The sequence below is a fragment of the Mesorhizobium sp. M0437 genome, assembly GCF_040321335.1.
Taxonomy (GTDB): domain Bacteria; phylum Pseudomonadota; class Alphaproteobacteria; order Rhizobiales; family Rhizobiaceae; genus Mesorhizobium.
In genome coordinates this window covers 44,912-65,860 of the sequence record NZ_JAMYRK010000001.1, presented here as the reverse complement: position 1 = coordinate 65,860, position 20,949 = coordinate 44,912, and the positions used below count along the sequence as shown (strand labels likewise).

The following is a 20,949-nucleotide window of genomic DNA, read 5'->3' as shown; positions in this document are numbered from 1 at the left end:
CCCGGCAGCCATGAAGGCGGTTCGGTTGGAGCGAGTGGGCAGCCTCGCCGTGTGCGAGGTCGAGAAACCGACCGCCGGGCCGAACGATCTGCTGGTACGCATCGAGGCGTGCGGCGTCTGCGGCACCGACAGGCATCTTTTCCATGGTGAATTCCCGTGCACGCCGCCGGTGACGCTCGGGCATGAATTCTCCGGCATCGTCGAGGCGGTCGGACCTGCCGTATCCGGCTTTTCCGTCGGCGACCGCGTCACCGGCGATCCCAACATTGCCTGTGGCCGATGCGAGCATTGTCAGGCCGGCCGGGTCAATCTCTGCGGCAATCTACGCGCCATCGGCATCCATCGCGATGGCGGCTTTGCCGAATATCTTGTCCTGCCCCAGAAACAGGCCTTCGTCTTGCCAGGCGATCTGAAGCCTACGCATGGTGCTTTCTGCGAGCCGCTCGGCTGCTGCCTGCATGGCGTGGACCTTGCCGCGATCAAACCAGGCTCGTCGGTCGCGGTGCTCGGCGGCGGCGTGATCGGCCTGCTCACCGTTCAACTGGCAAAGCTCGCCGGTGCGACGACCATTATCTTGTCGACCCGTCAGGCCTCGCGGCGGGCTCTTGCCGAGCAATTTGGCGCAACGGCGACGCTCGATCCCAGCGCCTTCGATGTCATCGATGCGATCGTCGGCCGGTCGGGTTTGATGCCGGGCGGCGTCGACGTGGTGTTCGAATGCGCCGGCGTGAAAGACACTGTTGAGCAGGCGATGCGGCTGGCCAAAGCGGGCGGCACCGTCGTCGTCGTCGGCGTGATGCCGCAAGGCATGAAAGTGGCGTTCGAACCGTTCGATCTGCTGTTCCGTGAGTTGAAGGTCCTGGGTTCCTTCCTCAACCCCTTTACCCATCGCCGGGCCGCCAATCTTATCGCCTCGGGGACGATCGAAGTAGATCGGCTGATATCACGACAGGTCAGCCTCGACGAGGCGGTGGCGATCATTGCCAACCCGCCGGCGCCAGGCGAGGTCAAGGTCGTGGTGGTGCCCGACTGATCGCAAATGAATGCGCTACGGCGCCAGTGTTCCGAAAGGAACACTGGCGCCGCGAAGCAACAGGATCAGAGCTTGGCATTGCGCTGCTGGACCATCATGAAGGTGTCATAGTTGTACTCGGCCACCTGCGCCCAGAGATAATGCTCCTTGCGGAACGCCTTGATCGAATCCCAGATCTTCTTGAACGGCGCATTCGAGGCTTCCATCTCGGCATAGACTTCGTTGGCCTTTTCGAAACAGGCGGCCATGATCTCCTGGCTGAACGGGCTCAACTTGGCACCGCCGGCAACCAGCCGCTTAACCGCCGCCGGATTGAGATAGTCGTATTTCTGCAGCATGTTGGCGTCGGCCGCTTGAGCGGCAGTATGCACCAGCGACTTGTAAGCCGGCGAAAGTTCGTCGTATTTCGCCTTGTTGAACATCAGATGGACGGTCGGTCCACCTTCCCACCAGCCGGGATAGTAGTAATAGGGCGCAACCTTATAGAAGCCGAGCTTCTCGTCGTCGTAAGGGCCGACCCATTCGGCGGCGTCGATCGTGCCTTTTTCCAACGCCGGATAAATGTCGCCACCGGCGATCTGCTGCGGAACCACCCCGAGCCTTTGCACCACTTTGCCGGCAAAACCACCGATACGCATCTTGAGGCCGGAAAGGTCGGCGACCGTTTTGATCTCCTTGCGGAACCAGCCACCCATCTGCACGCCGGTATTGCCGCCCGGCAGCCCGAACAGACCTTGCGTCGCCAGGAACTCGTTGAACAGATCGATGCCGCCGCCATGATAGTGCCAGGCGTTGATGCCGCGCGCGTTGAGCGAAAACGGAACCGCCGCTCCCAGCGCCCACGTCGGGTCCTTGCCCCAGTAATAGTATGCCACGGTATGGCAGGCCTCGACCGTGCCGGCTGTGGTGGCATCGGCGGCCTGCAGGCCGGGAACGAGTTCGCCGGAGGCGAAGACCTGGACCTGGAAGTTGCCGTCGGTCGCCTCCGACAGCATCTTGGAAAACACTTCGGCGCCGCCATAGATCGTATCGAGCGACTTCGGGAAGGACGACGCCAGTCGCCAGGTCACTTTCGGATTGGACTGGGCGATGGCCGGCGCAGCAAGTGTCGCGGCAGCGGCCGCAGCGCCGAAACCGGTGGTGCCGGCCTTGCGGATGAACGAACGACGATCCATGAAGTTCCTCCCTTTTGGATCCACTGACCGACATTCGGGACACTTCGGCGCCCGGATCGGCTTCGAGCCGACAATACACAGGCAAGGAGTCGAGTCCAGCACGGCAGCCCGGTTTGAGTGGCGCATTTCGGGGAAATTCACGGCGTTGGGGCAGATCTTGCAACTATAGTCTAAGGTCGATTAACTGGCCTACGCGACACGCCGAAACTTGCCATGGAAATGCGCCTTCGGATCGCCTATTTTGCAGGCAGATAATTCGTTGCACCCGATGGGATCCGGACCAAATGCACCAGCCGCTCGTCGCCGTATCGACCGATGTCCGCCAGTTCGACAATTACACCTGGCATGCCGCGCCACAGCAATATCTCGAAGCGGCGCTTTCGGGTGCAGGCGTGTTCCCGCTGCTGGTACCGTCCTTCGGCGACCGGCTCGACTTCGACGAACTGCTTTCCGCCGTCGACGGCGTCATGGTCACCGGCTCCAAATCGAACGTTCATCCCTCGCTCTATGGCGGTGACGCCAGCGAAGCCAATGGTCCTTACGACTCCGCCCGCGACGCGACGACGTTGCCGCTGATCCGCCGGGCGGTGGAGCGCGGGGTGCCATTGCTCGCCATCTGCCGCGGCATCCAGGAGATGAATGTGGCGCTGGGTGGCACGTTGGCCACCGAAATCCAGGAACGCGCCGGTTCGCTCGATCATCGTGCGCCGGCAAGCGACAATCAGGACGAACGCTTCGCCATCCGCCAGAGCGTGGCGATAAAACCCGGCAGCTGCCTGGCCGGGGTCTTCGGCGCCGGCGATATCATGGTCAATTCGGTGCATCGCCAGGCCATCGACCGGCTTGGCCCAAAGCTGCAGGTCGAAGCGGTCGCCGCCGACGGCACTGTCGAGGCGGTTTCGGTGCGCGATGCACGGGCTTTCGCTGTCGGCGTCCAGTGGCATCCCGAATACTGGGTCAAATCGGACAGTATCTCGGTAAAGATATTTCGCGCATTCGGCGATGCGGTGCGCCTGCATCAGGCGGCGAAATCGGGTGTGCGCGCAGCCGCGGAATAGTCCTGCCGCGCTCGCTAGTTGCCGGCTGACGCCAGCGTCAGCAGCGGCAGCGCCGGCGCGTAGGATTCGTAACCATCGCCGTCGGCGACTGAGAACATGACGATCGGATCGGTGCCGTTGGCGCTGAAGGTGACCGTGCCGTCATCCTGCTCTCGCCAGAACTTCGCCTGCTCGACGCCGGGCAACACCCGGCGGCAATTTGCTGCGACCGTCAACAGCGACAGGCCTTGCGAAATCTCGGCGCCGCGGCTGACCGCACAAGACCCCTCGTTGCCATGGGCTACCAGCCTGTAGTTGCCGGATGAAAGCGGTGACTCACTGGCCGCACGGCTTTCACCGCTACCGGCGTAAAACAGCTGGGCGCTGCCGAACAGCACAGCGACTGCCATCAATGCAGGAAGCGTCTTCATCCTGGTTCTCCGCGCATTTCAAGCGCGCCGGTTCGAAGAGATCAGGGAGGCGCGCTTCATCTTGCTGTCATGTCCTGTCAGGCGGACATACACTGCGAGGGGACCAGAATGATTCCGAAGGGTTAAGCTGAAGTTAATAGATATGGCAGCCCGCTTACGGCCTTGCCTTGACATTTGCCGTCTCCGGCACCGGCGTCAGCGCCTTGCGCTGCGAAAACCACGAGACCAGATTGTCGACGCAAAGGTTGGCCATGGCGCGGCGCGTATGCTCGGACGCCGAGCCGACATGCGGCAAAAGCGAGGTGTTGGGCGCGGCAAGCAACGCCGCTGGCACATTCGGCTCGTCGGCAAAGACGTCTAGCCCGGCAGCGGCGATGCTGCCGCTGGCAAGTGCGGCGGCAAGGGCTGGTTCGTCGACCGTGCTGCCCCGGCCGATATTGACGAAGACGCCGTTCGGCCCCAGAGCCGAGAGGATTTCGGCATTGACGGCCTTTTCCGTCGAGGCCCCGCCGGGCGCCACCGAGATCAGTGTGTCGACCGCCTCGGCGAGACCTTTCAGCGTCGGGTGATAGTCATAGGACAGGCCTTCGACGCGGCGCCGGTTGTGATAGGCGATGGGCAGTCCGAAAGCATCGAGCCGCCGGGCAATGGCGAGGCCGATGCGGCCCATGCCGAAGATGCCGACATGGCGACCGCGCAAAGTCAGCCGGCTCAGCGGATAGTTGCCGTTGCGCAGCCAGCTTCCGTCGCGCAGCCAGGCCTCGGCGCGCGGCAGTTCGCGGACGGCATTGATCAACAGGCCGAGCGCCGTATCGGCGACCTCTTCGGTCAGCACATCCGGCGTGTTGGTGACCATGATGCCGCGCCGTGCGGCGTGGCGGATATCGACCGAATCATAGCCGACGCCGAAATTGGCGATAATCTCGAGCTTTGGCAGCGCGTCCATCAACGCGGCGCTTATGCCGCCAAAGGCGGCTATGCCGCGCACCGTATGACGCATCTCGTCGGTGACCAGCGACGGATCGGCGCGTTCGATCCGGACGCGGCTGAACGCCCCGTCGATGCGGCCGACCGCATGGTCGTTGAACTGGCCCGGCACCAGAATGGTAACAGCTTGCTGTTCGGTTTTTGTCATGCACGTTCCACCGGTTTGCCGGTCGACTGGCGCACATGCAGTTCCGGCTTGATCAGTTCCTGCGACGGCCGCACCGTCTGTCCGTTGAGTTTGTCGAGCAGCGCGCTGGCGGCGCGGCGGCCAACCTCGCGCTGGCCGTTCCACACGGTAGTCAGCGCCGGCGTGGCGATCGCCGCTTCCTCGAGGTCGTCATAGCCGGTAACCGAGATGTCGATGCCCGGCACCAGCCCGGCGCGGGCAATGCCATTCATCAGACCGATGGCGACGAGGTCGTTCCAGCAGCAGGCCGCGGTCGGCCTGTCCTTCAGCGCCAGGAACTGCCCGGCAGCCTCGAAGCCGGCCTGCTTCGTGCGCGGGCCGGCAATGCGCCAGGACGGCCTGACCTCAAGCCCTGCCGCCTCCATGGCGTTGACATATCCCTGATAGCGGTCGCGGCCGGTCGACGTCTGGTCGGTACCGCCGATCATGGCGATGCGCTTGTGGCCAAGCGAGATCAGATGGTTGGTGGCAAGCCCGGTGCCATAGGCATCGTCGCCGCGAAACACCGGCACGTCGGCACCTTCGACGGTGCGTGCAATCAGCACTGCCGGGAGACCGTTCTCCTCGGCCAAGATTATGTCTTCGGGCGGCGTGCCGATGGCCGGCGACATGATGACCCCGTCAGCGCCAAGCTGCAGAAGCGTGTCGATGAAAGTGCGTTGTTTCTCGAGCTGGTCGTAGTGGTTCGACAGGATGAAGGTTTGCCGGCTGCGGTCGAGCTCGCTCTCTATCGAACGCAATATCTCGGCAAAGAACGGGTTCATGATGTCGTGGACGACGACGCCGACTATGCCCGAGCGCGAGGTGCGCAGGCTGGCGGCGCGGCGGTTGTAGATATAGCCGATGGCGCGTGCATGTTCCTTGATGCGATCGCGGGTGCCGCCGGCGACCAGCGGGCTGTCGCGCAAGGCCAGCGAGACCGTGGCCGTGGACACGCCGAGCGCATCCGCGATGGTCGAAAGCTTGATCTTCTGTGCCAGCGCCCTGCGCTCCCGAAGCAATTTAAACTGTTTAAAGGCCGGCTCTTATGCCATCGATTCCGAGCAAATCAAAGTTTTTTTGCCAGCGCTTCCGCGTCCGCGCCCAGCGTTGCGCGGTTGCGCAAGCGGAGCCGGTGCTCGCGGTGAACGATGTAGAGGCCGCTGGCGACGATGACTGTGGCACCGACCAGCGTCCAGCGATCGGGAAACTGGTTGAAGACGATCAGGCCGGAGATGATCATCCAGATCATCTGCGAATAGGGATAGGGAGCCAGGGCCGTGGTGGTGGCAAGGCGATAGGCCTGCACAATAAGCCAATGACCGATGGCGCCGAAGACGCCAAGCATCAGCAATATGAACCAGTGCCAGCCATCCTGCGGCAGCGAAGGCGAAAACGGCAGTGTCGGCAGCAGCAGCACGGCCGGCGCCAGCGCCGAAAACAGGATCAGGCTTTCCGAGGTTTCCGTCGCCGACATGCGGCGCGTCATGATGACGTAGAAACTGTTCGATAGCATCGAGCCGAGCGCAAAGAGATGGCCGACGCCAAAAACGCCGACGCCCGGCCGGGTGATGATGAGGACGCCGACAAAGCCGCTCATGATGGCCAGCCAGCGCCGCCAGCCAGCCCATTCGCCGAGCAACGGACCGGCAAGCGCGGTGATCACCATCGGGCCGAAGAAGTAGATCGAGGTGGTTTCCACCAGTTGCAGCGTCCGCAGCGCCAGAATGTTGAACATCGTCGATCCGAACAGGAGCAGACCGCGCGTGATGTGCGCCGGCAGGTTGGCGGGACGAAAGCGCAGCGGCTCGCGCCATCCGCGCAGAAAGACGCCGACGATCAGCACATGGACCGCGAAGCGGGTCCAGGCGACGATCAGCGCCGAGACGCCGGCCAGCACAAGGTACTTGCTGCTGGTGTCGAGGAAGGTGAAAAACACATAGACGGAAAGCATGCACAGGATCGCCGCCGGCGATGTCGCGCTTTCGTCTTGTCTTGGGGGAGCATTCAATTTCAGGCCGGACGGGAAGCAAGGCAGTCCCTCACCAATGCGGCAATTGTCGCCTGCGGGCAAGCCAAAACAGGCTGGCACAACGACAGCCGCCGGCAGGCTCAGTTTGTTTCCCAGTGGCCGACCTAGTGGCCGACGACTCAGGCGTGCATGCGGGCGCCCTTGGTGATCTTGTCGACGAGCTTCTTTTCGGCGCGAAGCGCGATGCCGACCACCTTGGCATGCTCCGGCGCAAATTCGGCAAAGACGGCGCGGTTGGCCAGATCATACCCGGTCGAAAACATTTCCTCGACATAGAGCGAAACCGTCACACCACGCTCCAGCGCCCGCCGCTGGATCGCGCCGAGCGTCTGGCCGTCCGCCGAAAGCACGATGACCGGCTGGATCGACAGCGGGTTGTAGATATTGCCGGCGCGATCACGGTAGGGGTCGCCGATAATGTCGGGAAATTGCGCGACGATGCCGCTGGTCAGAAAGGCGGTGACATTGAGCTTTTGCCAGACGGGAAGATCATCCTTGAGCACGATTGCAAATTTCGTATCGAACATGCGACAGTTTCCATCCGAAAAGGGGGCCAATCCGAGGCTGCGAGTGAAGCGATGGCGCACGATCTGGACCGGGAAGCCTTTCAGGGTCTTGGACGTTTGTGCGTGGATGCAGCCGAGAACTGCATCGTACCGGCACCCGGTGCTGCCGGGATGGAACGCATCGAGGCCCGGTTCCACGGCAATGCCTTCGATCTCCATCGCCACGACACCTATGCGATCGGGGTGACGCTTTATGGCGTGCAGCGCTTCCGCTATCGCGGCCAAACGCATCAGAGCCTGCCTGGCCAGATCATTATCCTTCATCCCGACGAACTGCACGATGGCGGTGCCGGCACCGAAGACGGCTTGCGATACAGAATGCTCTATTTGGAGCCGTCCCTGATGCTCGATTGTCTCGGCGGCGGATCACTGCCATTCGTCGGGAATGCCGTGGTGACAGACCGCGATCTCCGGGCGACGCTGCTTTCCGCGCTCGGGCCGTTGAATCAGGAACTGGACGAGCTGTTTGTCGTCGATTTCATGACGCAGCTTATGCAAAGCCTAGCGCGGCACGCCGGTCAGCGGGCGAAACCGGTAGCGAAAACTGCGTGGCGCGCCGCCAGCCTGGCGCGCGACTATCTGGAGGAAAATGTTGCGCGGATTGTACGTTCGCATGAATTGGAGGCGATAACCGGATTGGACCGTTATGCCCTTTCGCGGCATTTCCGCGCCACCTTCTCCACCAGCCCGCACCGGTTCCTGGTGATGCGCCGGCTTCAGCGGGCCCGTCGGATGATCGAAGCCGACGAGCCGCTGGCGCAAATCGCCATCGCAGCCGGCTTCAGTGATCAAAGCCATTTCAATCGGCATTTCAAGAAGGCGTTCGGTGTCACACCGGGACGTTGGTCGGCACTGACGCGGCGGCCGTCAGCGGCGAACGCGTGAGCTATTCAAGCATCTTGTCTTCGATATCCAGTTCGTCATCCGGGAGCACCATTTCGCCGTTCGACAGGTTCGCCTCGACGCGGGCAAGCAGCTTGAACAGCGCTTTCTGGTCCTTCTTGTCGAGACCCTTCAATGCCTGCTTTTCGGTCTTCTTCACCGACTTCTCGATGGCGTGGATGATTTCGCGGCCGGTGTCGGTGAGGAAAATATGCGCCTGGCGGGCATCGGCGGACGAGGCCCGCTTCTCCAGAAAGCCCTGCGCCTGCAGCCGGTTGATGGTCTTGGTGATGGTTGGCGGCCGCACGCCGAGGCGGCCGGCAAGGTTGCCGGGCGTCTGCCCATCCTCGCGGTCGAGCGCCAGCATGATCTGGTCCTGGCCGGCATAGAAACCATGCGCCAGAAGCCGGGCGGCGAGCGCCGTGCGCGCCAGCCGCGCCGCCGAATGCAGCCGGCTCATTGTTCCAGTCTTGTCCGCCTTGGCCATGCTCATCCCTCCTCGGCCGAACCGGAACGGCCAGCATAGAAGCAGGCCGCCGATTGGCAATGACGATCGAAACATTCCGGCTCGGAAAATAGCTTTGCCGGCAAGCTTCGCGGTGTTCGCCGTGGCTAATGCCAGATGTTTATTTCAGTTAGATGACAAACGACTTTCCGCAATGGCTGGATGGGGACGTGACGAGGTGTTCTCAACCAGGTTTCACCGCGACCACCATCAACGCCTGATAGGCGTCCGCCATTTCCCGCAGCGCTGCCTGCGACAGCGGCCCGGCCTGCCGCGCAATGCCGTCCCGCGCGTTCGATGTATCGCGTTTGCCGAGGCGATCTTTATAGGGCGCGACGGTGGCGAATATCTGCTCGCTGAGGCTGTCGGGGAAGAACATCTGGCCGGTCATCACCGAGCGGTCGTCGGGGAAGATCTTGAAATGGATGTGGGTGGTGCGGCCACGATACCAGCCGGGATAGATGGTGGCGAAAGAAGCGATGCCGCTTTCATCGGTTCTCTGCCAGCCGCGGAGAAAGCTCTGGCCGGACGTGTCGATATCCTGCCCGTCGCCCTGTCCGGGATATCCGGAATAGGCGCCCTGGGCATCGCAATGCCAGATATCGACGCGTGCGCCGGGAAGCGGGCGGCAGGCGGCGTCGACGATTTGCAGCCGCACATTGAGGGCGATGCCCTTCTTGCCCTCGGTGATGTCGGCGCGTTCGAGCTTCGGGTCGAAATAGAACGGCCCTTCGGTGACCTCGGGCGTGATGGCGCAGACGCCGGCACCGGCCTCGAACAAAGCAAGCCCGGCATAGGGCGAAACCTGCCCGGCCCTTGCACCGGCGGGCAGGAATATGCCGCCAGCGGTAACCGCAACGAGACCGAGCGCCTGCCGACGGCTTAGTGGCAAGGACTTGTCGGACATCTGGCGCCTCTTCAACGCGAACAGCTCCGTAAATGACCCCGCCTATCTAGGGCCCGCTGTCAGGCGGCGCCAATGAAAGTTCGGTAATGTGAGGAAAGTTCGGCAATACCAGCCCCTCTTTGGCCCACCGGTTTGCCTCGTGCAAAAGCCGAGCACACATCCTATATGGAGCCGACAATCCCTATTCGAGGCACAATATGAGCGACGCACAGACGCAGATCCCCGTAACCGTCCTCACCGGCTATCTCGGCGCCGGCAAGACGACACTGCTCAACCGCATCCTTTCGGAAAACCATGGCAAGCGCTACGCCGTCATCGTCAATGAATTCGGCGAGATCGGCATCGACAACGAGCTGATCGTGGAATCCGACGAGGAAATCTACGAGATGAACAATGGCTGCGTCTGCTGCACCGTGCGCGGCGACCTGATCCGCGTCGTCGAAGGCCTGATGCGCAGGCCTGGCCGCTTCGACGCCATCCTCGTCGAGACCACAGGCCTCGCCGATCCCGTGCCGGTGGCGCAGACCTTCTTCATGGACGACGACGTGCGTTCGAAGACCAGGCTCGATGCGGTGGTGGCGCTGGTCGACGCCAAGCACTTGCCGCTGCGCCTCAAGGATTCCCGCGAGGCCGAGGACCAGATCGCCTTTGCCGATGTCGTCGTGCTCAACAAGACCGATCTGGTCACCCCCGAAGAGCTGAGCAAGGTGGAGGCGACGATCCGCGCCATCAACCCGGCGGCACGAATCCATCGCACCACGCGCGCCAGCGTGGCGCTGTCCGAGGTGCTCGATCGCGGTGCGTTCGACCTGTCCCGGGCGCTGGAGAACGATCCGCACTTCCTCGAGGCGCATGACGATCACGACCATCATGATCATGATCATGATCATGACCACCATCACCATGATCACGACGGCCATGATCACCACGATCATGACGGGCATCATCATGCGCACCCTTCCGACATCCATGACGTGACTGTGCAGTCGGTGTCGCTGCGCGGCGGCGAGATGGACCCGAAAAAGTTCTTCCCGTGGATCGAGAAGGTCACCCAAATGGAAGGCCCGAACATCCTGCGGCTGAAAGGGATCATTGCGCTGAAAGGCGATGACGAGCGCTATGTCATCCAGGGTGTGCACATGATCATCGAGGGCGACCACCAGCGCGCCTGGAAGGACAACGAGAAGCACGAGAGCCGGCTGGTGTTCATCGGCCGCGAACTCGACGCCGAGCGACTGAAGACAAGCTTCGAGGCCTGCCAGGCCGCTTGATTTAGCTGCCCTTTCTTCCTTCTGGGAGAAGTGCAGCCTAAACGCTGGCGGTCTCTCCTCACCACGATCCGAAGCACGGGTTGAGACCCGCAGCTCAACCCCTTAAGGGTGAGGCAGCAGAAATCTCGAACGGAATGATCTCTCATGCCGACAGTCGCCCCGCTCGATCTCGAAGGCCACTGCCTCGCCGCCGTGTTTCTCGGCGACGTGCCGCATTTTGCGCTGGCCGACGGCACAATCCATCGGCTCGACCACGGCCACAAGACGGTGCAGGCCAATGACGGAATGCTCGCCGCCTTCCATGATGCGGCAAACGACCGACTGATCACCGGTGGTGAGGACGGCAGGATCTTTGCCGTGACCCCAGGCGGCAATACAACGGAATTGGCGACCGCAGGCAAAAAATGGATAACCAGCGTCGCCGCCGGGCCGCAAGGCGCTGTTGCCTATGCTTCGGGCAAGATTGCCTATGTGCGCTTTGCCGACGGTAAAACCAGGGAATTCTCGCATCCGCGCTCAGTCGAGGGGCTTGCCTTCTCGCCCAAGGGCATGCGCTTCGGCGTTGCCCGCTACAATGGCGCGACGCTGCACTTCCCGGCTGCCGACGGCAGGCCGGTCGAGCTCGAATGGGCCGGCGCCCACACCGGCATCACCTTCTCGCCGGACGGCGGCTTCCTCGTCACCACCATGCAGGAAAACGCGCTACATGGCTGGAAGCTCGCCGACGGCAAGCACATGCGCATGTCCGGCTACCCCGGCAAGGTCAAAAGCCTGTCGTGGAGCGCCAAGGGCAAATGGCTGGCGAGTTCCGGCGCGCCGGCGGCGATCGTCTGGCCGTTTTCGGGCAAGGACGGGCCGATGGGCAAGGCGCCGCTGGAACTCGGCACGCGCGGCAATGCGATGGTCACCTCCGTCGCCTGTCACCCGAGCCAGGACGTCGTTGCTATCGGCTATGATGACGGGATGGTGATGGCGGTGCGCTTCGCCGACGCCAAGGAAGTGCTGTTGCGCCGGCCCGGCAAGGGCGCCGTCACTTCGATGATGTGGGACAAGGAAGAGCGCCGCGTCGCCTTTGGCAGCGCTGCTGGCGACTGCGGCGTCATCGATATTTCGGCGTAGCCTGTTACTTACTCGGCTCCGCAAGATACTTTGCCGGTCAATTCAGCCTGCTTGCCGTCCTTTTCGGCCTCAGCCGTTCCATCATAGATTGAGAGCAAATAGCGGCCGTCATAGACGCCTTCGTCGCTGGCCTTGGTCAGGATCGCCAGTTCGACGTAGCCGTAGGCGTTTTCGACCTGCCGTTCGTGGTTGACGAGCAGCCGCAATTCCTTGTTGTCGAGCCAATATTGCGTGAGGTTCTGATCCTCGAACACCGTCTTGCGCAGACTGTCGGCAGCCGGCCTGCCCAGAATCTCGAGCTCGCCGCTAAAATTGAAGGTCGGCCCATGCCTCTGGTGACCCCGGCACCGATCTGAAATTTGACGGCTGCATCCTCGGCGGAACACCAGATGCCGCCGGACGCCAGAGCCGCACCAACCGACGACAGCAACGTTGCTGCGCAGACGATCGCCCGCGCCATCTTATGCCCTCCAGCCGAAGTACCATTGGCGCCCGAAGGCGGCTCGCGGTCAAGCGCCTGATTTCATTCAAATGACCGCAGACCCAACACAGGGCAGCCGCCCGGCCAATTGCGGTAGCGGCCGCCGATTGTCTAATGTGCGACTGAGAGGGCCGCCATGAACGTCATGAGCCATGCAAAGACTTCCATCGGCGGCATCGGCCCGGCCCGGATCGCCGAGTTACGCGCGACCGAGGCAGAAGTCTTCTGCCGGGCGCGGCCGAAATCGATGGCGAAAATCGGCAATGGCCTGCCCGGCTTCTTCGGCGGCGTGCCGATGCATTGGATGAACGACTGGCCGACGCCGTTCCCGATCCTTGTCGATAGTGCCAGGGGCGCCATCATCAGAGATATCGACGGCAACCGGCTCGACGATTTCTGCCTTGGCGACACCGGCTCGATGTTCGGTCATTCGCCGCCGCCGGTCGCACGCGCCATCCGCAGGCAGGCCGGACGCGGCCTGACCTACATGCTGCCTGCCGAGAACGCCCTCGCCATCGGGCCGCTGCTGCAGCAGCGTTTCGGCTTGCCATTCTGGCAGATCGCGACGACGGCGACCGATGCCAACCGCTTCGCGCTGCGGGTTGCCCGCGCCGTTACCGGCCGGGAGAAGATACTGGTCTTCAACGGCTGCTATCATGGCTCGGTCGACGAGACGATGGTGCGGCTGGTCGCCGGGAAAGCGGTGAATCGACCGGGACTGGCCGGCGAGTTCCGCGACCTGACGCGGGCGACTGATGTCGTCGAGTTCAACGATCTGCCGGCGCTCGACGCGGCACTCCGGGGCAACGATGTCGCCTGCGTCATCGCCGAGCCGGTGCTGACCAATTCCTGCATGGTGCTGCCCGAAGCCGGCTTTCATGATGGCTTGCGGCGTCTCACCCGTGCGACCGGCACGCTGCTTCTAATCGACGAGACGCATACAATCTCGACCGGTCCCGGCGGCTATACAAGCAAATACGGGCTGGAGCCGGACCTGTTCGTGCTAGGCAAGCCGATTGCCGGCGGCGTACCGGCGAGCGTCTGGGGCATGAGCGAAGACGTTGCGGCCCGCTATGCCGCTTATATCAGCCGGAAAGAGCCCGGCTACTCCGGCATGGGGACAACGCTGTCGGCCAATCCGCTGCAATTCGCAGCGATGCGCGCCACGCTCGAATATGTCATGACCGACGAGAACTACAGCCATATGGACAATCTGGCGCGGCGGCTCGACGCCGGGCTGACCGCCGTCATCGATCGCTATCGTCTGCCCTGGCATGTTGCTCGCGTCGGTGCCCGTGTCGAGTTCATCTGCGCGCCGGGCCCGCTGAGGAACGGCGGCGAAGCGGAGGCTGCGCACGTGCCGGAGCTCGAGGCGGCAATCCATGTCGCGCTGGTCAATCGCGGCGTGCTGATCGCACCCTTCCACAACATGATGCTGATCTCTCCTGCGACCAGCGCCGCCCAGGTGAACCGGCTGATCACTGCCTTCGACGCGGTTGCGGCAAAGCTTACGGCGTGAGACAAGCTTGCGGCATGAAACAAGCGCCCAAGCAAAGTTTGAACCTGGTCACGGCATCCCCTTCGGGCTCGACGCCCGCCGAGGCGCTGGCCTTTCTCGACGCTCATCCCGAGATCGAAGCGTTCGACATCGTGCTGACCGACGCCAATGGCGTCGGGCGCGGCAAGATCGTGCGCCGGCATGAGTTGATGAGCATCTTCGAGGGGGGCCGGCACATGCCGATCTCGATCCTCGGCCTCGACATCACCGGCGAGGATGTTCACGAGACCGGGCTGATCTGGACGACGGGCGACGGCGACCTGCGGGCGTGGCCGATCCCCGGCACACTGGTGCCGCTGTTCGGCACCCAGCCGCCGCGCGGTCAGGTGCTGATGGCGATGTACCATCTCGATGGCCAGCCGATGTCGTCCGACCCGCGGCTGGCACTCGCCCGCCAGGTAGACATCCTCGCGGCCCAGGGCCTGCATCCGGCCGGCGCCTTCGAGCTCGAATTCTTCCTGCTCGCCAACGAGCGCGACGCCGAAGGCAAGGTGCAGCCGGCGCACGCGGTGCTTGACGGACGCCGCTCGGCCAAGACTGAGGTCTATTCCGTCGACCATCTGCACGGCATGGAGCCGCTGTTTTCCGACATCTACGCCGCAGCCAAGGTGCAAGGCATCCCGGCCGAGACGGTCATCTCGGAATATGCGCCCGGCCAGTACGAGCTGACGCTCAACTACCGCAAGGATGTGATGCGGGCGGCCGACGATCTCGTCATGCTCAAGCGACTGGTGCGGGCGCAGGCGCGCCGTCATGGTGTCACCGCTTGCTTCATGGCCAAGCCGATCGAGAAATATGCCGGCTCGGGCATGCATTTTCACGTCTCGCTGCTAGACGATGCCGGCAAGAATGTCTTTGCCGAAACCGGCGGCGAAAGCTGGTCGCTGCCGCTGCTGCGCGGCCTCGGCGGACTGATCCAGACGATGGCGGAATCGATGCTGGTCTTCGCGCCGCACGCCAATTCATGGCGGCGCTTCGTCTCGCAATCCTATGCGCCGGTGGCGCCGACCTGGGGCGTCAACAACCGTTCGGTGGCACTGCGTGTGCCGGCCGGCGATGCCAGGAACCGCCGCATCGAGCACCGGCCATCGGGCGTCGACGCGAATCCTTACCTGGTGGCGGCAACGGTGCTGGCCGGTGTCGTCAAAGGCCTCGACGAAGGCCTCGATCCCGGTCCCGAAACCACCGGCAATGGCTACGAATCAGCCGTCACGCGCACGACGATGCCGGTCGACTGGCGTGCCGCGATCGAGGCGGCAAGGGCGTCGACCTTCCTCAAGGGCGCATTGGGCGAAGACCTGCACCGGACGTTCGTGGCGATCAAGCAGTCGGAATATCTGCGCGTGGCGCGCACGGTCAGCGAACTGGATTATCACCTCTATCTGCACGAGGTGTAGGGCATCACATCGTCGGCCATCCGCCGGTGAAGGCCCATGCGGAATAATTTCAGCGGAACCTTCGGCGGGCTTTGCTCATTGCGTGTCTGATTGCAGGAGCGAGCAAGGCCGCCTTAGTCATGATCGCCAGGATGCAGACAACCCCGACGCCGCACCATGCCAAAGTGCAGGCAAGACGCTTGCCTGCAAGCAAGTCTCCGGAAACGACAGAAATCGACGCCAGGACGATTCCTGAACTGCGCGAAACGGCCAAGATCTGCCGCCGCTGTCCGCTATGGCACGACGCCACGCAGACCGTGTTCGGTGAAGGCCCTGATAAAGCCAAGGTGATCTTCGTCGGCGAACAGCCGGGCGACCAGGAGGACCTGGCGGGCAAGCCCTTCGTCGGTCCGGCGGGCAAGGTGTTCGACGCCATCCTGGACGATGCCGGCGTCGATCGGCTGAAAGTCTACGTCACCAACGCAGTCAAGCATTTCAAGTTCGAGCCGCGCGGCAAGCGGCGCATCCACTCCAAGCCGAACGCCGGCGAGGTGCAGGCTTGTCGCTGGTGGCTCGACAAGGAAATCGATCTGATCAAGCCCAATCTGGCGGTGGCGCTCGGCGCAACGGCGGCGCAGGCGCTGCTCGGCAAGGTGGTGCCGATCATGAAGATGCGCGGGGCCGTCGTGGAGCGTGACGATGGCTTGCGTGTCTTCGTCACCATCCACCCGTCTTTCATCCTGCGCATTCGCGAGCCGGCGGACAGGCAGGCAGAACGCGACCGGTTCCTGCAGGATATGAGAGCGGTGAAAAAGCTGATGGCCGCCTGAGCTATTTGATCAATATCGCCCTGAGATCGTTGACGTTTGTGCCGGTCGGACCGGGTACGAAAAGGTCATCTACGGCATTGAATGCCGTCCAGGCGTTGTTGCCGGCAAGCATGGCCTTGGCATCGATGCCCGCCTTATGCATCCGCGACACTGTCGAGCCGTCGGCGAAGGCGCCGGCATTGTCTTCCGAACCGTCTATGCCGTCGGTGTCGGCGGCCAGTGCGTGGACGCCCGCCAGGCCGCTGATCCCAATGGCGAAGGCGAGCAGGAATTCCGAGTTGCGGCCGCCTTTGCCTTTCGCGCGCAAGGTCACGGTCGTCTCGCCGCCCGACAGGATCAGCACCGGTTTTGCGAATGGCCGGTTGCGCGTCGCCACTTCGCGCGCGATTGCAGCGTGGACGCCGCCGACCTCACGCGCCTCGCCCTCGATGGAATCGGAGAGAATGACCGCTTCGATACCTTGGTACCTGGCTTCGGCCGCAGCCGCTTCCAGCGATACGCCGGCCGAGGCGATCAGATGTACCTCGTTGCGCGAAAAACGCGGATCATCGACGCGCGGTGCATCGGCGGCCGGCGAATTGATGTGCGCCATCACTGAAGCCGGTAGTTTCATGTCATAGGCGGCGATCGACGCTAATGCATCTTCGCGGCTGCCGGAATCGGGAACGGTCGGGCCGGAAGCGACCAGCGCCGGGTTATCGGCCGGAATGTCGGAGACCACCAGCGACACCACCTTGGCTGGATAGGCAGCGGCTGCCAGCCTGCCGCCCTTGATCGTGGAAACATGTTTACGGATGGTGTTCATTGCGGCGATCGGCGCGCCGGAGGCGAGCAGCGCCTCGTTGACGGCGATCTCATTGGCCAGCGTCAGACCTTCGGCAGGTGACGGCAGCAGCGCCGAGCCGCCGCCCGAAATGAGCGCCACGACGAGGTCGTCCGCAGTCAGTCCCTGGACCTTTTCGAGCAGCCGCCGGGAAGCTTCTAGCCCCGCGGCATCCGGCACCGGATGCGCCGCCTCGATGATCTCGATGCGCCGGCAGGCCGCGCCATAGCCGTAGCGGGTGACGACCAGCCCTTCGATCGGCCCGTCCCACACTTTCTCGAAAGCCGCCGCCATCTGCGCCGAGCCTTTTCCTGCACCGATGACGATCGTCCGCCCCTTCGGCCTTGCGGGCAAATGATCCTTGATCGTCCTCTGGGGATCGGCGGCGGCAACGGCGGCGTTGAAGATCGAAATGAGAAAGGACTTGGGATCGAGCGCGGTCATACTGAGCGACCACGGACGCTGTGCGAGCTTCTGCGGCGTTTGCGCTGCCCCTCACCCTTACCCTCTCCCCGTATAGAGACGGGGAGAGGGGATCGCCAGCGTTGGAGCGTTGCCCTTCTCCCCGTCACTACGCGGGGGGAAGGTGCCGGCAGGCGGATGAGGGGCAGCGCCAACGTCACGATGTTGCTTCCGGCGGCAGGACCAACTCCTGGCTATCGACGCCCAAGTAGCTACACAGCGTATCGACGACAACTCCGTGGTCCTCGCGCTCCGGTAGACCGGAGACGGCGATCACGCCGATGACGCCAGCGCCCTTGACAGTGATGGGAAAGCCGCCACCGGCCAGCACATAGTCGGCAATGTCCAGCCCTTCGCCGGGCTTGAAGCTGCGGTCGGGGCGCTGCTGCTCCAGCACCATGCGGTAGGTGCTTTTCAGGAACCGCCGCACGACGTTGATCTTGCGCCGCGCCCAGTCCGGATTGGAGGCGTTCGAGCCGGGCATTGCCGCATAGAACAGCGGCCGGTCGAAAGTTCTGATATCGACGATGATCGGCAGGTTTTCCTTGAGAGCCCGGTCGCGGATCGCCGAGCCGATCTCGAAAGCGACGGCTTCATCGAAGGCCGAAAAGACAAGCGTGGCTTCCTGTTTCTTGATCAGAGCGATGTCGTCCGCAACGGCCATGTCGTTCCCCTGTCGATCTCGCCTGTTGCTTTGGCGGATGGCTGCCGCCCGGTCAAGCCGGCCGCATACGACGGCTAAACCGCTATATCCGCCTTGGCCGCCCGGCCGGCGACATAGACCTCGCGCACGGCGCGGTCGTCGCCTAGCGTCTGCAGCAGAAACAACTCCTCGGCGAGCGTGTCCGCCGTCTCCACCCGCAGCCGCATCGCCGGCGTGGCGCGGGCGTCGAGCACGATGATATCGGCGTCGCTGCCTTCCTCCAGGGTGCCGATCTTTTCCGCAAGCGACAGCGCCTCGGCATTGCCGCGGGTCAGCTGCCAGAAGGACTGGAACGGATTGAGCTTCTCGCCGTTCAGCGCGATCACCTTGTAGCCCTCGTCCATGGTGCGCAGCATCGAATAGTTGGTGCCACCGCCGACATCGGTGGCTGCGGCGATGCGAAGCGGCTTCTCGCGGCGGCTATAGCGCTGATAATCGAACAGGCCCGAGCCGAGAAACAGGTTGGAGGTCGGGCAGAACACCGCCACCGAGCCGCTATCCGAAAGCGCATCCGCCTCGCGCTCCGACAGGTGGATGCAATGGCCGAACAGGCTTCTGCGCCCGAGCAGCCCATAGTGTTCGTAGATGTCGGTGTAGTCCCGCGTCTGCGGGTACAATTGCTGCGTGAAGGCGATCTCGGCGTGGTTTTCCGACAGATGCGTCTGCATGTGCAGATCAGGATATTCGCGGCAGAGCGCGCCCGCCATCTCCAATTGCTCGGGCGACGAGGTGATGGCGAAGCGCGGCGTGATGGCATAGTGCTGGCGCCCCTTGCCGTGCCACTCATCGATCAACGCCTTGCTGTCGTCATAGCCCGATTGCGGCGTGTCGAGCACGCCGTCCGGCGCGTTGCGGTCCATCATCACCTTGCCGGCGATGTTGAGCATGTTGCGGTCGTGCGACTCGGCAAAGAACGCCTCGGCAGATTCCTTGTGTACCGAGCAATAGGCCGCGACTGTCGTGGTGCCATGCCGCAATACTTCATCCAGGAACAGCCTGGCGATACGGCGGCCATGCTGGGCGTTCTGGAATTTTGTCTCTTCCGGAAAAGTGTAGGTGTTCAGCCAGTCGAGCAGCTCGGCGCCGAAGGAAGCGATGACCTGCATCTGCGGAAAATGCGCGTGCGCATCGATGAACCCGGGTAGCAGCAGATGCGGCCTGTGGTCGATTTTTTTTGTTCCCTCGCCCGCCTTTTTCTCGACCTCGGCATAGGCGCCCGCGGCAACGATCCTTCCGTCGCGCATCAGCAGGCCGCCATCTTGCTCGTAGCGCCAGGCGGAATGGTCGTCGATGGTTTCTGGCCAGCGCAAAAACGACAGCGTGCGGCCGCGCAGCAGCGTGCTGGTCATGCTATTTCCCCGCGCCTTCGAACCAGGCTACCAGCAGTGCCCGTTCCTTGTCGGTGATCTGGGTGACGTTGGCGGGCGGCATGGCGTGGCTGCGTCCGGCCTGCAGGTAGATCTCGCCGGCGTGCTCGGCGATGCCGGCATCGGTATCGAGCATCACGCCCTTAGGCGCGTGGTAAATGCCCTCGTAGGACGGCTCCGCCGCATGGCACATCGAACAGCGGCCAAGCACTGTATCACGCACGGCGGGAAAATGCGCCGAGGCGACGTAGACCTGTGCCGCCGAGGACGTTTTGACCTCGCCGGTCAGCAGCTTCGGTGCCGTCGACAGCCAGATGATGACGACGAACAGGACGGCGGCGGCCAGCCAGGTCCAGGTAGGATTGCCTTTGCGCGCATGCCTGGTGTTGAAATAGTGCCGGATCAGCACGCCGATGATGAACACCAGCGAGGCGATGACCCAGTTGAACTCTGTCCCGAACGCCAGCGGATAATGGTTCGACAGCATCAGGAACAAAACCGGCAGCGTCAGGTAATTGTTGTGCAGCGAGCGCTGCTTGGCGATCTTGCCGTATTTCGGATCGGGCTTACGGCCGGCGATCAGGTCGGCGACGACGATCTTCTGGTTGGGGATGATGACCATGAAAACGTTGGCCGACATGATCGTCGCGGTAATGGCGCCGAGATGCAGGAAGGCGGCGCGGCCGGTGAACAGGTGGGTCAGTCCCCAGGCCATGAATACCAGCACCCCATACAGCACCAGCATCAGGCCGGTGTCGCTGTTGCCGAGCGGCGAACGGCACAAGAGATCGTAGACCACCCAGCCGACGCCGATCGTCGCCAGCGACAGCAAGATGCCTGTAGGCACCGACATAGCAAGGACATTCGGATCGATCAGGAACAGGTCCGCCCCGGCATAGTAGACGACGCACAGCATGGCGAAGCCCGACAGCCAGGTGGCGTAGGATTCCCACTTGAACCAGGTCAGATGCTCGGGCATCTCAGCCGGCGCCACCAGATATTTCTGCACATGGTAGAAGCCGCCGCCATGCACCTGCCATTCCTCGCCGAAGGCTCCGGCAGGCATGCCCGGACGCTGGCGCAGCCCGAGATCGAGCGCGACGAAATAAAAGGACGATCCAATCCAGGCGATACCGGTGACGACGTGCAGCCAGCGCACGGCGAAACTCAGCCAATCCCAGAATATCGCGAAATCCATCATGAAAAAATCGTCCCTGCCGATCCACTGACTTTACGGA

General features: G+C 63.0%; 21 protein-coding genes. 8 read left to right on the top strand and 13 right to left on the bottom strand.

Translation table 11 applies throughout. The features are described 5' to 3' along the window. Window positions 1–10 precede the first annotated feature (10 nt). The gene (locus tag NKI72_RS00310) at window positions 11–1,033 is read left to right on the top strand and encodes a zinc-dependent alcohol dehydrogenase family protein (protein ID WP_352540377.1); all 1,023 of its coding nucleotides are present in this window, start codon (window positions 11–13) and stop codon (window positions 1,031–1,033) included. 65 nt (window positions 1,034–1,098) lie between these two features. Here NKI72_RS00310 and NKI72_RS00305 read toward each other — a convergent pair whose 3' ends face one another. Further along, the gene (locus tag NKI72_RS00305; RefSeq protein WP_352540376.1) at window positions 1,099–2,208 is read right to left on the bottom strand and encodes a TRAP transporter substrate-binding protein; all 1,110 of its coding nucleotides are present in this window, start codon (window positions 2,206–2,208) and stop codon (window positions 1,099–1,101) included. A gap of 284 nt (window positions 2,209–2,492) precedes the next feature. On the opposite strand from NKI72_RS00305, the gene NKI72_RS00300 reads away from it, so the two are divergent. Continuing rightward, the gene (locus NKI72_RS00300) at window positions 2,493–3,266 is read left to right on the top strand and encodes a gamma-glutamyl-gamma-aminobutyrate hydrolase family protein (RefSeq protein ID WP_352540375.1); all 774 of its coding nucleotides are present in this window, start codon (window positions 2,493–2,495) and stop codon (window positions 3,264–3,266) included. A gap of 14 nt (window positions 3,267–3,280) precedes the next feature. Here the strand turns inward: NKI72_RS00300 and NKI72_RS00295 are convergent, their stop codons facing one another. The 5 genes from NKI72_RS00295 to NKI72_RS00275 all read right to left on the bottom strand — a co-directional run bounded on the left by NKI72_RS00295 (window position 3,281) and on the right by NKI72_RS00275 (window position 7,388). Beyond that, the gene (locus NKI72_RS00295) at window positions 3,281–3,676 is read right to left on the bottom strand and encodes a hypothetical protein (protein WP_352469876.1); all 396 of its coding nucleotides are present in this window, start codon (window positions 3,674–3,676) and stop codon (window positions 3,281–3,283) included. A gap of 154 nt (window positions 3,677–3,830) precedes the next feature. Then, the gene (locus tag NKI72_RS00290) at window positions 3,831–4,811 is read right to left on the bottom strand and encodes a 2-hydroxyacid dehydrogenase (protein ID WP_352818653.1); all 981 of its coding nucleotides are present in this window, start codon (window positions 4,809–4,811) and stop codon (window positions 3,831–3,833) included. After that, a complete protein-coding gene (locus tag NKI72_RS00285; protein ID WP_352470174.1) occupies window positions 4,808–5,830 on the bottom strand; it encodes a LacI family DNA-binding transcriptional regulator in 1,023 nt (340 codons plus the stop codon). Before NKI72_RS00285 ends, NKI72_RS00290 begins: the two co-directional genes overlap by 4 nt. Before the next feature lie 68 nt (window positions 5,831–5,898). Further along, window positions 5,899–6,783 carry a DMT family transporter gene (locus tag NKI72_RS00280; RefSeq protein WP_352818656.1) on the bottom strand — a complete coding sequence of 295 codons (885 nt, stop codon included), beginning with the start codon at window positions 6,781–6,783 and terminating at the stop codon, window positions 5,899–5,901. Between the two features lie 197 nt (window positions 6,784–6,980). Next, window positions 6,981–7,388 carry a DUF2000 family protein gene (locus tag NKI72_RS00275; protein WP_352818660.1) on the bottom strand — a complete coding sequence of 136 codons (408 nt, stop codon included), beginning with the start codon at window positions 7,386–7,388 and terminating at the stop codon, window positions 6,981–6,983. 51 nt (window positions 7,389–7,439) lie between these two features. On the opposite strand from NKI72_RS00275, the gene NKI72_RS00270 reads away from it, so the two are divergent. Next, entirely contained in the window at window positions 7,440–8,312 is an 873-nt protein-coding gene (locus NKI72_RS00270; RefSeq protein WP_352830586.1) for an AraC family transcriptional regulator, read from the top strand. A gap of 1 nt (window position 8,313) precedes the next feature. Here NKI72_RS00270 and NKI72_RS00265 read toward each other — a convergent pair whose 3' ends face one another. Continuing rightward, window positions 8,314–8,796: a MarR family winged helix-turn-helix transcriptional regulator gene (locus NKI72_RS00265; protein WP_352818663.1), complete on the bottom strand. Its 483-nt coding sequence runs from the start codon at window positions 8,794–8,796 to the stop codon at window positions 8,314–8,316. A gap of 202 nt (window positions 8,797–8,998) precedes the next feature. Continuing rightward, window positions 8,999–9,721 carry an intradiol ring-cleavage dioxygenase gene (locus NKI72_RS00260; protein WP_352830267.1) on the bottom strand — a complete coding sequence of 241 codons (723 nt, stop codon included), beginning with the start codon at window positions 9,719–9,721 and terminating at the stop codon, window positions 8,999–9,001. Window positions 9,722–9,918: 197 nt separating this feature from the next. On the opposite strand from NKI72_RS00260, the gene NKI72_RS00255 reads away from it, so the two are divergent. Next, window positions 9,919–10,992, top strand: a complete 1,074-nt coding sequence (locus tag NKI72_RS00255; RefSeq protein ID WP_352818669.1) for a CobW family GTP-binding protein — start codon at window positions 9,919–9,921, stop codon at window positions 10,990–10,992. Between the two features lie 144 nt (window positions 10,993–11,136). Beyond that, complete coding sequence (locus NKI72_RS00250; protein WP_352818672.1) at window positions 11,137–12,111, top strand: WD40 repeat domain-containing protein; 975 nt, start codon at window positions 11,137–11,139, stop codon at window positions 12,109–12,111. Between the two features lie 8 nt (window positions 12,112–12,119). Here the strand turns inward: NKI72_RS00250 and NKI72_RS00245 are convergent, their stop codons facing one another. Then, window positions 12,120–12,365 carry a hypothetical protein gene (locus tag NKI72_RS00245; protein ID WP_352830263.1) on the bottom strand — a complete coding sequence of 82 codons (246 nt, stop codon included), beginning with the start codon at window positions 12,363–12,365 and terminating at the stop codon, window positions 12,120–12,122. A 363-nt stretch (window positions 12,366–12,728) separates the two neighbouring features. Here NKI72_RS00245 and NKI72_RS00240 point away from each other — a divergent pair, with 363 nt between their 5' ends. The 3 genes from NKI72_RS00240 (at window position 12,729) to NKI72_RS00230 (ending at window position 16,356) form a co-directional block, all read left to right on the top strand. Then, complete coding sequence (locus NKI72_RS00240; RefSeq protein ID WP_352830260.1) at window positions 12,729–14,111, top strand: aspartate aminotransferase family protein; 1,383 nt, start codon at window positions 12,729–12,731, stop codon at window positions 14,109–14,111. Between the two features lie 14 nt (window positions 14,112–14,125). Beyond that, entirely contained in the window at window positions 14,126–15,547 is a 1,422-nt protein-coding gene (locus NKI72_RS00235) for a glutamine synthetase family protein (RefSeq protein WP_352540365.1), read from the top strand. Window positions 15,548–15,633: 86 nt separating this feature from the next. After that, on the top strand, window positions 15,634–16,356 hold the full coding sequence (locus NKI72_RS00230) for a UdgX family uracil-DNA binding protein (RefSeq protein ID WP_352470171.1): 723 nt from the start codon (window positions 15,634–15,636) through the stop codon (window positions 16,354–16,356). A gap of 1 nt (window position 16,357) precedes the next feature. On the opposite strand, the gene NKI72_RS00225 is transcribed toward NKI72_RS00230, so the two are convergent. The 4 genes from NKI72_RS00225 to NKI72_RS00210 all read right to left on the bottom strand — a co-directional run bounded on the left by NKI72_RS00225 (window position 16,358) and on the right by NKI72_RS00210 (window position 20,912). Further along, entirely contained in the window at window positions 16,358–17,623 is a 1,266-nt protein-coding gene (locus tag NKI72_RS00225) for a glycerate kinase type-2 family protein (RefSeq protein ID WP_352830257.1), read from the bottom strand. Window positions 17,624–17,798: 175 nt separating this feature from the next. Beyond that, window positions 17,799–18,305, bottom strand: a complete 507-nt coding sequence (locus tag NKI72_RS00220; protein WP_352813880.1) for a heme-degrading domain-containing protein — start codon at window positions 18,303–18,305, stop codon at window positions 17,799–17,801. A 74-nt stretch (window positions 18,306–18,379) separates the two neighbouring features. Then, entirely contained in the window at window positions 18,380–19,693 is a 1,314-nt protein-coding gene (guaD, locus tag NKI72_RS00215; RefSeq protein WP_352830253.1) for a guanine deaminase, read from the bottom strand. A 1-nt stretch (window position 19,694) separates the two neighbouring features. Further along, the gene (locus NKI72_RS00210) at window positions 19,695–20,912 is read right to left on the bottom strand and encodes a urate hydroxylase PuuD (protein WP_352614357.1); all 1,218 of its coding nucleotides are present in this window, start codon (window positions 20,910–20,912) and stop codon (window positions 19,695–19,697) included. Between the last annotated feature and the right edge of the window lie 37 nt (window positions 20,913–20,949).